The sequence below is a fragment of the Pseudomonas sp. NPDC089734 genome, assembly GCF_044748865.1.
GTDB lineage: Bacteria > Pseudomonadota > Gammaproteobacteria > Pseudomonadales > Pseudomonadaceae > Aquipseudomonas.
The window spans coordinates 71,285-85,261 of sequence record NZ_JBIVGV010000016.1; the positions used below are offsets into that span (position 1 = coordinate 71,285).

11 protein-coding genes are annotated in these 13,977 nt (G+C 58.4%); 5 read left to right on the forward strand and 6 right to left on the reverse strand.

All coding sequences use genetic code 11. The annotated features are described in order from the left end of the window. Complete coding sequence (locus ACIPY9_RS19165) at window positions 1–1,788, reverse strand: KinB sensor domain-containing domain (RefSeq protein ID WP_400704872.1); 1,788 nt, start codon at window positions 1,786–1,788, stop codon at window positions 1–3. A 10-nt stretch (window positions 1,789–1,798) separates the two neighbouring features. Beyond that, a complete protein-coding gene (gene algB, locus ACIPY9_RS19170; protein WP_400704875.1) occupies window positions 1,799–3,145 on the reverse strand; it encodes a sigma-54-dependent response regulator transcription factor AlgB in 1,347 nt (448 codons plus the stop codon). 428 nt (window positions 3,146–3,573) lie between these two features. On the opposite strand from algB, the gene ACIPY9_RS19175 reads away from it, so the two are divergent. The 5 genes from ACIPY9_RS19175 to ACIPY9_RS19195 all read left to right on the forward strand — a co-directional run bounded on the left by ACIPY9_RS19175 (window position 3,574) and on the right by ACIPY9_RS19195 (window position 7,750). Continuing rightward, window positions 3,574–3,855 carry a hypothetical protein gene (locus ACIPY9_RS19175; RefSeq protein WP_400704878.1) on the forward strand — a complete coding sequence of 94 codons (282 nt, stop codon included), beginning with the start codon at window positions 3,574–3,576 and terminating at the stop codon, window positions 3,853–3,855. Between the two features lie 56 nt (window positions 3,856–3,911). Then, window positions 3,912–4,076 (forward strand): DUF1328 domain-containing protein, encoded by a 165-nt coding sequence (locus ACIPY9_RS19180; protein WP_025257796.1) that lies wholly within the window; start codon window positions 3,912–3,914, stop codon window positions 4,074–4,076. Window positions 4,077–4,079: 3 nt separating this feature from the next. Continuing rightward, the gene (locus tag ACIPY9_RS19185) at window positions 4,080–4,544 is read left to right on the forward strand and encodes an inhibitor of vertebrate lysozyme family protein (protein WP_400704881.1); all 465 of its coding nucleotides are present in this window, start codon (window positions 4,080–4,082) and stop codon (window positions 4,542–4,544) included. Between the two features lie 511 nt (window positions 4,545–5,055). Then, entirely contained in the window at window positions 5,056–6,387 is a 1,332-nt protein-coding gene (gltP, locus tag ACIPY9_RS19190; protein ID WP_400704884.1) for a glutamate/aspartate:proton symporter GltP, read from the forward strand. A gap of 121 nt (window positions 6,388–6,508) precedes the next feature. Continuing rightward, complete coding sequence (locus tag ACIPY9_RS19195; RefSeq protein ID WP_400704887.1) at window positions 6,509–7,750, forward strand: nucleoside recognition domain-containing protein; 1,242 nt, start codon at window positions 6,509–6,511, stop codon at window positions 7,748–7,750. Window positions 7,751–7,754: 4 nt separating this feature from the next. On the opposite strand, the gene ACIPY9_RS19200 is transcribed toward ACIPY9_RS19195, so the two are convergent. The 4 genes from ACIPY9_RS19200 to ACIPY9_RS19215 all read right to left on the reverse strand — a co-directional run bounded on the left by ACIPY9_RS19200 (window position 7,755) and on the right by ACIPY9_RS19215 (window position 13,704). Beyond that, entirely contained in the window at window positions 7,755–8,930 is a 1,176-nt protein-coding gene (locus tag ACIPY9_RS19200) for a DUF5924 family protein (protein ID WP_400704890.1), read from the reverse strand. Between the two features lie 190 nt (window positions 8,931–9,120). Then, on the reverse strand, window positions 9,121–10,500 hold the full coding sequence (locus tag ACIPY9_RS19205) for a M16 family metallopeptidase (protein WP_400704892.1): 1,380 nt from the start codon (window positions 10,498–10,500) through the stop codon (window positions 9,121–9,123). A 57-nt stretch (window positions 10,501–10,557) separates the two neighbouring features. Then, on the reverse strand, window positions 10,558–12,210 hold the full coding sequence (locus ACIPY9_RS19210) for a Na/Pi cotransporter family protein (protein WP_400704895.1): 1,653 nt from the start codon (window positions 12,208–12,210) through the stop codon (window positions 10,558–10,560). Window positions 12,211–12,438: 228 nt separating this feature from the next. After that, window positions 12,439–13,704: a hypothetical protein gene (locus ACIPY9_RS19215; RefSeq protein WP_400704898.1), complete on the reverse strand. Its 1,266-nt coding sequence runs from the start codon at window positions 13,702–13,704 to the stop codon at window positions 12,439–12,441. Window positions 13,705–13,977 lie beyond the last annotated feature (273 nt).

The window sequence follows — 13,977 nt, forward strand, 5'->3', positions numbered from 1 at the left end:
CTAAAGCGACAGCGCCATATAAAACTGGGTGCCCTGGCCGGGGCGTGAATAGACGCCCATGCGTCCACCGTGCAATTGCACGATTTCCTTGCACAGTGCCAGGCCCAGCCCTGCACCGCCTTTCTTGCGACCGACCTGCACGAATGGCTCGAAGATGCGTCCCTGCTGTCCGTAGGGAATGCCTTCGCCATTGTCTTCGATGCTGATAATGGCCCGCTCGCCGTGGCGTCGTGCCTGTAAGCGGATCAAGCCGTTTTCCGGGGTGTGGCGCAGTGCGTTATCCAGCAGATTATCCAGCACCCGTTCCAGTTGAGCCTGGTCGGCATGCAGGTGCGGTACGGGGTGCTGAATGTCCAGCATCAGGACGATGTTCTGTTCGCGGGCCTGTTCCTCGAAACGGGCCTTGGCTTCTTCCAGCAACTGTTCAATGGAGCACGGGGCCAGTTTGAGTTTTTGCAGGCCGCTTTGATAACGCGAGAAGTTCAGCAGGTCGTTGATCAACTGCATCAGGCGCTGCATTTCTTCGGTGATGGTATTGAGCAGGTCCGCTTCACGGGATTCTGCCGCGAAGTTCAGGCGTTCCTGCAGCAGACCGAACGCCATGTGGATGCCGGTCACCGGGGTGCGCAATTCGTGTGAGGCGCGCAGGACGAACTCGCTGCGAACCCGCTCGAAGGCCCGTTGTTCGGTGACGTCGCGCAGCACCATCACCGCGCCGAGAATATGGCCTTTGGTATGGCTGACCGGTGTCAGGCTATAAGTCAGCAGGCGGGATTCGCCCTCGATCTCGATGTTCAGGTCCTCGGGCGCATGCTCCAGGGTTCCGCCACGCAGGATAATGAACAATTGCTCATCCAGCTCGGGATGCTCCAGTGCCTGGCCGAACCCTTGGCCCAGACGGCTCTCGTCCCAGCCCAACTGACGCTGTGCCACCGGGTTCAAGTGCTCCAGACGGCCTTGCCGGTCGATCATCAGCAAGCCGTCATCGATACTGTCGAGCACCGCTTGCAAGCGCTGCTGCCCGGCCAGTAACTCATCGACGTTCGTGGCCTGATGCTGGCGCAGGGCTTCGGCCATGATGCCGAAGCGGCGTGTCAGAAGGTTCATCTCGGCTGCCGACGACAGGGGCAGCGTGACCTCATAGTTGCCCTGACCGATGTTGTCCGCCGCCTTGGCCAAGGCTTCGATGGGGCCACCGAAACGTTGGGCGATACCGTGGGCCGTGATGAAGCCGATGCACAGTACCGCGATGCCCACCAGGCCAAGCAGCCCGGCAATCCATAGCGCCCGCTCACGGGAATAGATTTCGGCGTGGCTGATGTTATCCAGCGCCTGTCGGTGTGTTTCAAGCAGATCGTTGCGCAAGGCATCGAAGCTGTCTCTCAGCTCGGGGTCCTCGCGCAAGGTCCGAGTATCGCCCTGGAAGCGTTGGTAGGCCTCAATGAAACGTTGGTAGTCCTGGCTGGTTTTTGTAAAGCGATCCGGCAGCTTGTGCTGCACGTCATGCTCCATGGCCTCGGTCAGCAGTTCACGAAACTGCTCCTGATACGTCTCCAGTGCGCTCTTGTCGGGGGAAGGGCCGATCATGATCGCCAGTTGATCGCCCAGGTTCTGCCGCAGTTTCAGGCCAAGCTCAAGGTTGCTGAAATTACCCTGGATCAACGATTCCTGGCTCTTGGCCATGTGCATGACGCTGACGAGCCCCAGCAGCAGCCCCAGCAGCGCAACCGTGATCAGGGCCGAGATGCTGAGGAACAGTCGGGTGCGCAACTTCATTGCCAATTTCATGCAGGACAATTCACAGGTTGTACTGTTTACGTTTGCGATAAAGCGTCGAAGAGTCGATGCCCAGTGTTTTCGCAGCCTGATCGAGTGTGTCGCTAGTGGCAAGCACAGCACCGATATGCGCTTTTTCAAGTTCGTCCAGGCTCAGAGGCGCACCGATGCGAGGGGCATTGTTGGTCGGTACTTCGGCCATGCCCAGGTGGCTTATTTCTACCCGCTCCTGAGGGCAGATGATGCTCGCACGCTCAATGACGTTGCGCAGTTCGCGAATGTTGCCGGGCCAATGGTAGTTGAGCAGCGCGGCACGGGCCTCTTCGCTGAATCCACGGGCGGGACGGGCGTATTCCTTGACGAAACGGGCCAGGAACCGGTCGGCCAGGGTCATGATGTCTTCGCTTCGCTCGCGCAAGGCCGGGAGGTGAAGGGTGATCACATTCAGGCGATACAGAAGGTCTTCACGGAAACGTCCGCTGCGCACCATGTCTTCAAGATTCAGGTTGGTGGCCGCCAGGATTCGCACGTCGGCCCGGCGTGTAACGGGGTCGCCTACCCGCTCGTATTCCTTGTCCTGAATGAAGCGCAGCAACTTGGGTTGCAGGGTCAGCGGGAAATCCCCGATTTCATCGAGGAACAAGGTGCCGCCATCGGCCTGGTTGACGCGGCCCAGTGTGCTTTCGCTGGCACCGGTAAACGCTCCGCGACTATGGCCGAACAGCTCGCTTTCCATCAGCTCTGCCGTCAACGAAGGGCAGTTGATGGTGACGCAGGATTTCTTCGCGCGTTTGCTCCAGCCATGGATCGCCCTTGCCAGCTCGCCTTTACCGGTGCCGGACTCACCCAGGATCAGGATGTTGGCGTCGGTCACGGCGACCTGTCGTGCCGTTTCCAGAATGGCCATCATGGCCGGACTGTGTGAGTCCAGGCCGTCCTTGGGTTTGCGAATCTCGCCTTCCAGCGCTTCCAGGCGGGCAGACAACTGACGCACTTCCAGCTGTTTGGCCGTGGCGAGGCGCAATTGGTCCGGGCTGCACGGTTTGACCAGGTAATCGGCGGCGCCTGCCTGAATTGCATCGACGGCCGTATCGACGGCGGAGTGGGCGGTGACGATCACGACACGCATCCAGGGCGCTTGAATGCGCATTTGCGCCAGAACATCCAGCCCGTTGTCTTCACCCAGACGCAAGTCCAGGAAGCACAGGTCGAATACCTGGCGCTGCATCAGCGTATCGGCCTGTGCAGCGCTATTGGCCGTGGCAACGCTGTAGCCTTCATCTTCCAGACAGTACCGAAAGGTGCGAAGGATGGCGGACTCGTCGTCCACAAGCAGAATACGGCCCTGATTCTCAGTGGCTTCTTCCATTTTCCTACGCTCCTAAATGAATGATCTTGGTTAGTGTCGGAATCATCGGGCAAGTTGCATGGTTGATTCTGATGGATTATGTGACATGCATGGTAGCTATCTGTTCGGTTGTTGGCTAACTGACTGATTTTAATGGCTATATACCGCCAAGACCGTTCTGCTTCCTTTTATAGACCTCTCTTTACTCAAGCATGCCCTTTTCGGCGAGAACGATTCCCAATGATTCGTGCAGAACGCACGATCTCAAGCGGGTGATCGTGCAGCTTGCTGGTAAGGATGGATACTCAATTGTTTTTAACTATTTGATTTTATTGAAAATATTTCCTTGTCGATAAGTGGCATGCAGCCTGCAACATCCTTGATGAACGAGGCCGTTCCATAAGGCCCGACCGTATTCTCACTGCCCACTCAGGGAAGGAAGCCAAAGGATGAATAGCCTGAATATTGCTCACTTGCGTATTTCATCCTTGCACATCCAGCAGGGGCTGTTTGTCGTCCTGGCCTTGCTTGTGACCCTGATCGCGGTTCAGCAATTCCAGCGCTGGGAATCATCGCGTGAAGCACCGCAAGTCCAGCAGACCTTCATTAAAGGTACGGCCTCTTTCCAAAGCCTGAGGCAGACGACCCTGAACACTGAAGGCAGGCAGCAGCCGATGAGCGGCATGGTGTCTGTTGATGAAGTGGCAACCCCGCAGAAATGGGTCTTCTGACCCGCAACACCTGAACGAAACGTTCCACATTCAAACAAGCAGTAAGGAGTATCGCCATGTTGAGCTGGGCTATCACGTTCTTGATCATCGCCATTGTTGCGGCTGTACTGGGCTTCGGTGGTATCGCAGGTACGGCAACGGGGATCGCCAAGATCCTGTTCATCGTATTCCTGGTCATGTTCGTCGTGTCGTTCTTCTTTGGTCGTCGTGGTCGAGGCTGACGCATGAACACATCCTTTCACTCACTGGCAGCCGCCCTGTTGATGGGCGGCAGTGCCATGGCCATGGCTGCCAACGACGGGCAGGCGCGAGTCAGTGAATTGCTGAGTTCCGCGCCTGAATATCGTCAGACCTGGATGAAGGTCGTACAGAAAGAAGAGCGGCTGCCGGAATGGATCATCAACCTGTCCGGTGTTTCCGAGCAGATGACGGCCGTTACCGAGGATCATGACCCGTATCTGGTCGGGCCTCTGTGTGAAACCGCTGAAACCTGCCGCAACAAGCGCCTGATCGTGTCGTTCAGTCTCGATAAGGAAAAGGCCTATGCCATGCTGGTCGAAGTGCCTGCCGGTCTGCCGGCCGACAAGTCACCCACTCGCCATGCCACTTACCGCTTTTTGGGCAAACCCGACGAGGGTATGCAGCAATTGCTGAAGGAGCAATTGAGCAAGGATCCGAACTGGTACTGATCCTTCGGGCACACCCTTTAATGTTGTCATGCAAACCCGCTTTTTATGACCTCGATATCGCCGTTGTGCGAGGTCGAGGTCTGCATGACATTTTGCGTGTTTTGCTTTTAGTTCCCTGATTTGCGACCGTTTATCCAATAAATATTGTAAGGATATTGCGCGGTCATGCCCTTGTTACAAATCTGCTTTCCCTCCCCTCTTGCCACGCTACAAGCGACGTTCTAGCCACTTGTCCGGCCAATAACGGCATTTTTTATTGTCGTAAACAGGCATGTCTTGTCGTTTTTGTATGCTGATTCGGCATGAGGTAGGCGTTTATGGCATTAGACGCGCCCCCCCACCATGGGAATAGTTGCGACTTTTTTCGCCTGCTATAGAGCTGGGATGCTCGTGTGCGGTGACCTTCTCTGGACATTTCAAAGGCATCCGGGCCTTGAAGCCGTTTCGGAAAAAACAGTTTCAGCGTGCCGGTTTTGGATATGTTCAAGCCACTAAAAACAAGGGTAAATGCATGAAGAAGGCAAAGCTGAGTCTGGCCTGGCAGATTCTGATTGGACTGGTACTGGGGATTGCCCTCGGTGCGTTGCTCAACCATTTCAGCGCCGAAAAGGCCTGGTGGATCAGTAATATCCTGCAACCGGCAGGCGATATCTTCATTCGTCTTATCAAGATGATCGTGATCCCGATCGTGGTTGCATCGCTGGTCGTCGGTATTGCCGGCGTGGGCGACGCAAAGAAATTGGGTCGCATCGGTCTCAAGACCATCATTTACTTTGAAGTCGTCACCACCATCGCCATTCTGGTCGGTCTGGTTCTGGCCAACGTGTTCCAGCCGGGCGCCGGCATCGACATGAGCACGCTGGGTACTGTCGATATCTCGAAATATCAGCAGACCACTGCCGAGGTTCAGCACGATCACGCTTTCATCGCGACGATCCTCAACCTGATCCCGTCCAACATCTTTGCCGCCATGGCGCGTGGCGAGATGCTGCCGATCATCTTCTTCTCGGTACTGTTCGGTCTGGGCCTTTCCAGCCTGCAAGCCGATGTCCGCGAGCCGCTGGTCAAGATCTTCCAGGGCGTCTCGGAAACCATGTTCAAAGTTACCCACATGATCATGAACTACGCCCCTATCGGCGTATTCGCACTGATCTCGGTGACAGTGGCCAACTTCGGTTTCGCATCCCTGCTGCCGCTGGCCAAGCTGGTGATTCTGGTTTACGTCGCCATCGCCTTCTTCGCATTCGTGGTTCTGGGCCTGATCGCTCGCATGTTCGGCTTCTCGGTCGTGAAGCTGATGCGCATCTTCAAGGATGAGCTGATCCTGTCCTACTCCACCGCCAGTTCCGAAACGGTCCTGCCGCGTGTGATCCAGAAGATGGAAGCCTACGGTGCGCCGAAAGCCATCTGCAGCTTCGTTGTTCCGACTGGCTACTCGTTCAACCTCGACGGTTCGACCCTGTACCAGAGCATCGCGGCCATCTTCATCGCTCAACTGTACGGCATCGACCTGTCGGTCGGCGCACAGATGATGCTGGTTCTGACCCTGATGGTGACCTCCAAAGGTATCGCGGGCGTTCCTGGCGTATCGTTCGTGGTTCTGTTGGCAACCCTGGGCAGCGCAGGCATTCCGCTGGAAGGTCTGGCATTCATCGCCGGTGTCGACCGCATCATGGACATGGCGCGTACCGCACTGAACGTGATCGGCAACGCCCTGGCTGTACTGGTTATCGCTCGTTGGGAAGGCATGTACGACGAGGCCAAGGGCCAGCGCTACTGGAACTCCCTGCCACACTGGCGCAGCAAGGAACCTGTTCCTGCTACCGCGCCGCTGGCTGACTGATAGCTGATCGGTTGTACCGACAAACCCCGGACTTTCCGGGGTTTGTCGTCTCTGCGGCTCCCGATTTCCCTCCAGACCGCCCCGCCGCTATCATCCCCGCATCTTGTGAAGGACATATCCGATGCTCAATGGCCTGTGGCTTGGTTTTTTTGTCGTGGCGGCCGTCTCTGCTCTGGCGCAGTGGCTGATTGGGGGGAACGCCGGCATTTTTGCGGCGATGGTCGAAAGCATCTTTGCGATGGCCAAGCTCTCGGTCGAAGTGATGGTTCTGCTGTTCGGCACCCTCACCCTCTGGCTGGGTTTTCTGCGTATTGCGGAGAAAGCCGGGATCGTCGACTGGCTGGCCAAGGTCCTGGGGCCGCTGTTTCTGCGCCTGATGCCGGAAGTACCGCCAGGCCATCCTGCGCTGGGCCTGATTACCCTCAACTTCGCCGCCAATGCCCTGGGCCTGGATAACGCCGCTACGCCTATCGGCCTCAAGGCCATGCGCTCGTTGCAGGAGCTGAACCCCAGTCAGACCATCGCCAGCAATGCGCAGATCCTGTTTCTGGTACTCAATGCTTCGTCTCTGACCCTGCTGCCCGTGACGATCTTCATGTACCGCGCCCAGCAAGGCGCGCCGGACCCGACCCTGGTGTTTCTGCCGATCCTGTTGGCGACCAGTGTCTCGACCATCGTAGGCCTGCTGTCAGTAGCGTTCATGCAGCGCCTGCGCCTGTGGGACCCGGTGGTGCTGGCCTATCTGGTACCGGGCGCGCTGCTGCTCGGTGGCTTCATGGCGTTTCTGGGCACGCTGTCGGCGGCAGCGCTGGCCGGCCTGTCTTCCATTCTCGGCAACCTGACGTTGTTCGGCCTGATCATGCTGTTCATGATCATTGGCGCGTTGCGCAAGGTTCAGGTCTATGAGGCCTTTGTCGAAGGTGCGAAGGAAGGTTTCGATGTTGCCAGGAACCTGTTGCCCTATCTGGTGGCAATGCTGTGTGCGGTGGGTGTGCTGCGGGCTTCAGGTGCGCTGGACTTCGGTCTGGAAGGTATTCGCCATCTGGTGTCGTGGCTGGGGTGGGATACACGCTTCGTCGATGCCCTGCCGACCGCGATGGTCAAACCTTTCTCCGGCAGTGCTGCACGGGCCTTGCTGATCGAAACCATGCAGACTCAGGGCGTGGACAGCTTTGCCGCACTGGTGGCGGCCACGATTCAAGGCAGCACCGAAACCACGTTCTATGTGTTGGCGGTGTACTTCGGTGCCGTCGGCATCCAGCGAGTGCGACATGCGGTGGGCTGCGCACTGCTGGCTGAACTGTCGGGCGTCATTGCTGCCATTTTCGTCTGTTACTGGTTCTTTGGCGCGACCGCGGCCTGATTCGTCATGGCGTGACCGGTGTCGCTGGCGTTTCAGGCGCGGGTGACGCTGGCTGTTCCGGCTCCGGAGCTGGCGCCTGTTCCGTCTGAGGCGCGTTCTCTTGCTCATCGCCGCCCGGCTTGAGCTTGATCAGCCGATCTGTCGGCTTGGTGACAGCCGGTTGATCGGTATCGGTCACTTCAAAGCGCAGTACGCCGATCATTTGCCCGTCCTCGGTCAGGACCCTGACCTGCCAGCGGCCGACCACATCCTGCGGGAAGTTCTGTTTGTGGGTCCAGGCACGATAGCCCTCCTTGCGCCCGCCATGGATGTCCAGGGCGATGCGGTCCACATCCTCGCCGTTACGCCGCCATACGTGGTAAATCCGCTCTTCAAGGCCTCGTGGCGCGTTGATGGCGGTGTAGGCATACAGGCCATCGCGGCGTAGCTGGGTGGCACTTATCTGGCGGATGCTCTCGCCCGGCGTACGGTTTCGGTTATCGAAGTCGGTGCTGACGGCGACTTCGGTCATCCACAGGGTCGCGGGCGGCACCCAGGAGCGCAGCAGCCAGCCCGCGCTGCCTGCGGCCAGAGTCAGGGCAACGACCATCAGACCGCGTCGCCATGTGTTGATCGGGAAACTCGAGGCCAGGCTGGGGAAGGACAGCAGCATGGCGATACCCAGCGCCAGCTTGTAGCTCTCGGACGTGGTCAGGTTGAGGATGATGGGCAAGGCGGTGAGCAGCGCCGCGAACAGCGTCAACGTATGCAGGGCCATGAACAGCCAGCGGCGGGGTGCCAGCCATTTGTAATACAAGGGATCGATGATGGAAATCAGCCCGGCAGCACCCAGCAAGGTCGTGAACACCAGCTGGCCGCTGTTCCAGGTGGTGGTGATGAAGAAGAACGGCAGAACGAAGAACAGGCTTTCCTGATGGATCAACTGTGTGCCGTAGCGCAGCAGGCCTTGTGGTATTTCCCTGCCGAACGTCTTGCTGAACAGCCCGACCACGCTGTTTTCGATCATCAGCCACAGCCAGCTGACCAGCATGACCACCGCGATCCAGGTGGCCAGCCCGGCCTGACGATCCACCAGAATGAAACTGGCGATTCCGGAGACGAAGCCTCCGGCGGCAATGACTCCCGGATAGCGCCTTATCAAGCCGAGTGTGCGGGTTACATAGGCGTTCCAGTCAGGCATCTTGGCAGTTCACTTTCATCGGCTTCAAAAACCCCGGCAGCATAACAATGCCAAGGTTTGTGTAAACACCTGTCACGTGTAAACCACAGTCTGTGGGAGCAGATTCATCCGCGAGGGGCCAGTACAGCCGATCCGGCTTTACTGGCCGTAAGACTGTCTTCGCGGATGAATCCGCTCCCACGGCGTCTGTTCATTCGCGAAGACGTTTGCGTCTGCGCCAGAACAGAGCCAACCCGATCATCCCGACCAGCGCCGCTGCCAATACATACAAATCGTCATAACTGAACAGTGGCTTTTCGATCCGCCAGTAACCGAGTCGGGCCAGCAGTTGGCGCATGGCGCGATTGGCCGTGTCCAGGCTCACCGCCTTGATGCGTTTGGCCGGATCGGCAAAGCGTCCGTTGTCGTAATCATTGAGGGCGCTCCAGTAATAGTCGGCCAGTGCGCTATTGCCCTGGACAGCCCAGGCTTGTCTGGCGATTGCGGCCTGTTGCAGACGGGCAAATGTGGCTGGCTGCATGCCGTCTTTCTGCAAGTGTTCGAGCAGCGTGCGGACGCTGTGCTCGGCTTCGTCGATGTTGTCCCGTTCAAGGTCGGCATTCAGGCTCATGAACCCGACATCTCCGAAGACTTCACGATCCACCGAGGGCCCGTAGGACAGGCCGTGTCGCAGGCGCAGCTCTGTGTAGAGCGCCCAGTCCAGATAGGCCTCGACCAGTTCCCAGGTTTCGTCGTGCTGCTCATCGAGTTGCGGTTCGGTGAAGGTCAGGTGCAGGCGTGCGGCGTCGCCCAGCAGACCGCGCGTCAGGGTACGCGAAGCTTCGGCTGAGTCGTTGCTTTGTGCCAGGGACGGATGATCGATGGGGTCTGTCGGGTTGAGCTGGCCGTAAGTCCGTTCCAGATAGCTGGGCAGCAGCTTGTCCAGATCGCCGACCATGATCAGCGTCATGTTGTTGGGGGCATACCAGGACGCGAAAACATCCTGAACGTGTTGAAGCGTGACGTCATCGACCTGTGGGCGTTCGGCACATTTTAGGCCCATCTCCATCGCCAGCTGACCGCTGGCACTGTTGCCAGCATCACGACGATCAAGCAGGCGCTGCAGATGGGAGAAGTGGCCGCCGTCTTCACGTTCAACAATGCGCTTGACCTCATCGAAGCGGCTTTGCAGCAACTCCGTATGGGTCAATACCTCCAGCAAGAGGTCCAGGACCTTACGCTGGTTCCTGGCCGGAGCCTCGATGACAAAGGTGGTGTCGGTATTGCTGGTGAAGGCATTCCACTCGCCGCCCAGGGCCTGCATGCGCTCTTCAAGCCCGCCTTCCCCGCTGTCGTCGATGCCACTGAACAGCAGGTGTTCCAGCAAGTGAGGCAGTTCCTTGTCCTCACAGGGGAAGTCATCGAAGCCGATGCCGACTACGAGACGGATGGCCACATGGCCCTTCTCGTAACCGGGCTTGAGCAATACCTGAAGCCCGTTGGGCAGCAGGTAGCCTTCGACTTGAAGACGGTCAAGGGCCAGCGAAGGGAGAGCACTCAGAAGCAGACAAGCGAACAGCAGGCAACGCATAAAACAGCTTTCCTTGCGGGCCGGTATGTTTAACAGACTTCGCTCCGCCGGGGATGTTCACACCGATTGCTCTTGAATGCTCTCGCTCGACAAGGCTCCGGTATCGGCTGTTCCCAGAACGGCATAGGCGCTGCTGCAGAATAGCGAGTTCAGGCGCTTCATGTCGGCAATCAGCTCAAGGTGCAACGAGCTGGTTTCGATGCTTTGCACGACCTTGCGCTGCAGGCGGCTGACGTGGGCGTGCGCCAGACGTCGTTCCTGTGCCCTGAAACGGCGTTTTTCCCGAAGCAACTGGCGGGCGCTTTCTTCATCCGAACTGAGGAAAACCGACAGGCCCAGACGCAGGTTGGACTGCAGCTGGATGTGCAGATCGGCCAGCTCCTCCAGCCCGACTTCCGAGAACGAGCGACGCTGTGAGGTCTTCTGCTGCTGGATCTTGCGCAGCATGCGTTCGATGAGGTCGCTGGCCAGTTCCAGGTTGATGGTCAGCTCGATGATCTCGGCCCAGCGTCGATTGTCCTGCTCACCCAGTTCTTCACGGGGCATCTGGGCCAGGTACAGTTTGATTGCGTTGTAGAGTGCCTCGACATCGTCGTTCAGGCGACGTATTTCCTGGGTCACGGCGGTCTGTGTGCCGCGCAGGACTGCCAGCATCGAGCCGAGCATACTTTCGATCAGGTCACCCATGCGCAAGGTTTCGCGCACGGCATTGGCCAGCGCCAGACTGGGCGTGGACAAGGCCGCCAGGTCCAGATGGCGTGCTTGTGCCGGGCCATTGGTTTCGGCCTGGTGCGGCAACAGGGCCGCGCACAGGCGAGCCATCGGGCTTACGGTGGGTAGCATGATCAGGCAGCGCGCCGTGTTGTAGATCAGGTGAAAGCCGATGACCAGTTCCTGAGGACTGAAGCCAAGGGTGGAGAGCCAGTGAACCAGCGGGTTGAGCACTGGCATGATCAGCAACAGGCCCAGCAGTTTATAAAGCAGGCTGCCCAGCGCCACCTGACGTCCGGCCACGTTCTGCATGCTGGTGCTGAGAAAGGCCAGCAGCCCGCTGCCGATGTTGGCGCCGATGACCAGCCCGATTGCCACGGGCAGGCCAATGATTTCGGCACCGGCCAGGGTGGCCGTCAGCAGGACCGCCGCCAGGCTTGAGTAGGAAATCAGCGCGAACAGGGCACCGACCAGCGCATCGAGCAGCAGATCCCCCGTCAGGGACGCGAACAGTACTTTGACCCCGGTGGCCTGGGTGATGGGAGCGGCGGCGCTGACGATCAATTGCAGGGCCAGTACGATCAGGCCCAACCCGATGGCCACTCGCCCCAGCTGGCCGGCGCGGGTCTGTTTGCGCGACAGAAAGAAGACCACACCCAGGAAGATCAACAGCGGCGACAGCCAGGACAGGTCCAGGGTCAGTACCCGGGACATCAGCGCCGTGCCGACATCGGCCCCGAGCATGATTGCCAGTGCAGGGGTCAGTGTCATCAGGCCCTGACCCACGAACGAAGTCACCAGCATGGCGGTCGCATTGCTGCTTTGCACCAGCGCGGTCACCAGAATGCCTGCGACAAACGCCAGTGGGCGCTTTGACATGTTCTGGCTGAGGACACGCCGCAACTGGGCGCCATACACCCGAAGGATACCGGTGCGCACGATGTGTGTGCCCCAGATGAGCAAGGCGACGGCGGATAATAAATCGAGCAGGGTCAGCACACTGAAAGCCCCCTGAGACGTGCCCCATTCAGGACAAGGGATTGAAGGTGTAGCGTGTAGCGAGCGGAACAGTTTTATGACGCTCTACTAAAGCTTGTAGTCGGCCTCTGGCCTTGGCGCCAGCATCGCACAGGCTTGATTCGATTGAAATAAAACTGTCATAAATCAATATGAACCCGTCGGGGCATTCAGCCATGCTCCGACGGGGTTTCGCTGCTTTGGGACCGATCAGTCCCCCATGTAACGAGCGACAATTTTCTCGCCGGTCTTGCTCATGGCGGTTGCGACGATTTTCCCGTCGGGTTGCCTGAGCAGATTGTTGCTTTCTTGACCGGAATACTCCCACCAGCCCGAATTGCCGTAAGACACATCCGGGGTGCCATCGAGCAGGTAGCGGGCCAATGCGATATTGCCCATGTCACCCAGCAGCACAATACCGTCGCCGTCGGCGACAAGGTCCTTGAGGACCAGAGAGTGACCGCTGGTGCCCAGTTTCACCTCGACGGCGTTACCGCCGTTGAAACCCGTGTCCCAGGCGCCATCGGCAGTCAGACCCAGTAGCACGGCGCTCCATGGTTTCGAGCTGTCCTGGATATGTTTATTGGCACCCACAATAATGCCGTCTTCTTCATGGTGGGCGATTGCCGTGATATGTCCGCCATCCAGCCCGTCGATGAGTCGATACCCAGAGGAGCCGAATGTCCGGTCAAGCTCGCCATCGGGAAGATAGCGAGCGACATACCCCGTGTGTTCCTGAACGTTCTCCATCTGACCGGCCAGCAGGATGTTTCCGTTCTCCAGGACCAGATGCCGGTCCACGACATTTCTCGGAGGTTTCGGATACAGATAGCCCTTATCCGCGAAAGTATTGTCCAGCGAACCGTCAGCATTCAGGCGACCGAGCACGCTGAACTTGCTGGCTTCATCGCCCCTGTCTGCCTGGATGGACCCAGAGAAGATGATTTTTCCGTCCGGCAAGGGCGTAACGTTGAAACTGAAGAGTTCATAGGCGGTATCGGGGGGGCCGCCCGCTGGCTGAGTCTTCTCGGATTCGGGTGGTTTTGGAGGCGGGAAATCGAAAAGAACGACGCCGTCTTCACCAAATTCGGTATCGATTTCGCCGGTAACGAGATGGCGTGCAAGCACGGGTTTATGCTCCGTCAGCGGTGCCTCCTTGTAAAAGCCAGAGATCAGGATCTTGCCGTCCGGGGTATAAGCCGTTACCCCGGCGGCCGATGTCTTATCCGGTATGTACCGCCCGGTGACCATGCCGTTCTGGCCGAATTGTGGAACGGGCTGACCGTTCTCCGTCAGCCGGGCAATGGCGTAGACATCGCCTTGCCCCCGACCGGCAATGATGAGGCCTCCGTCGGGGCCCAGTGCGAGTCCCGCGATGGAAAATCCGCCGTAAACGTCGGTAAAAAAGGTAAAAATGCCGTCGGTGCCGAACGACGGGTCCAGATCGCCCGCCGCACGAGTATCTGAAGTGTCCATTTCGAGGTGTCTCCTTGTGAGGTGTATCTGGACGCAATCACACCGGTCATCGAATGACAATAAACAGAATGTGTGGCCGCCCATTGCGATCAAGAGTGCAATAGGGTCAAGACTCTGGCTACTGACAGAAACAACAGGTGCGAAGGTGCCTCAGCCTCTTCTTCGGGCACTTGCTGGATGCCATTCAGGTATGGGTCGTTTCCATCGCAAGGGAATATCGGAGCGGTGTCGATGACGATTCGTTGTCGCGCAACACGATCAGGCCGATGTGAC

Excerpts from the sequence above, each read along its gene's own strand:
- ACIPY9_RS19165 (WP_400704872.1), bottom strand. The coding sequence starts at position 1,788 with ATGAAATTGGCAATGAAGTTGCGCACCCGACTGTTCCTCAGCATCTCG.
- ACIPY9_RS19205 (WP_400704892.1), bottom strand. The coding sequence starts at position 10,500 with ATGCGTTGCCTGCTGTTCGCTTGTCTGCTTCTGAGTGCTCTCCCTTCG.
- ACIPY9_RS19175 (WP_400704878.1), top strand. The coding sequence starts at position 3,574 with ATGAATAGCCTGAATATTGCTCACTTGCGTATTTCATCCTTGCACATC.
- ACIPY9_RS19185 (WP_400704881.1), top strand. The coding sequence starts at position 4,080 with ATGAACACATCCTTTCACTCACTGGCAGCCGCCCTGTTGATGGGCGGC.
- ACIPY9_RS19200 (WP_400704890.1), bottom strand. The coding sequence starts at position 8,930 with ATGCCTGACTGGAACGCCTATGTAACCCGCACACTCGGCTTGATAAGG.
- gltP (WP_400704884.1), top strand. The coding sequence starts at position 5,056 with ATGAAGAAGGCAAAGCTGAGTCTGGCCTGGCAGATTCTGATTGGACTG.
- ACIPY9_RS19180 (WP_025257796.1), top strand. The coding sequence starts at position 3,912 with ATGTTGAGCTGGGCTATCACGTTCTTGATCATCGCCATTGTTGCGGCT.
- ACIPY9_RS19215 (WP_400704898.1), bottom strand. The coding sequence starts at position 13,704 with ATGGACACTTCAGATACTCGTGCGGCGGGCGATCTGGACCCGTCGTTC.
- algB (WP_400704875.1), bottom strand. The coding sequence starts at position 3,145 with ATGGAAGAAGCCACTGAGAATCAGGGCCGTATTCTGCTTGTGGACGAC.
- ACIPY9_RS19195 (WP_400704887.1), top strand. The coding sequence starts at position 6,509 with ATGCTCAATGGCCTGTGGCTTGGTTTTTTTGTCGTGGCGGCCGTCTCT.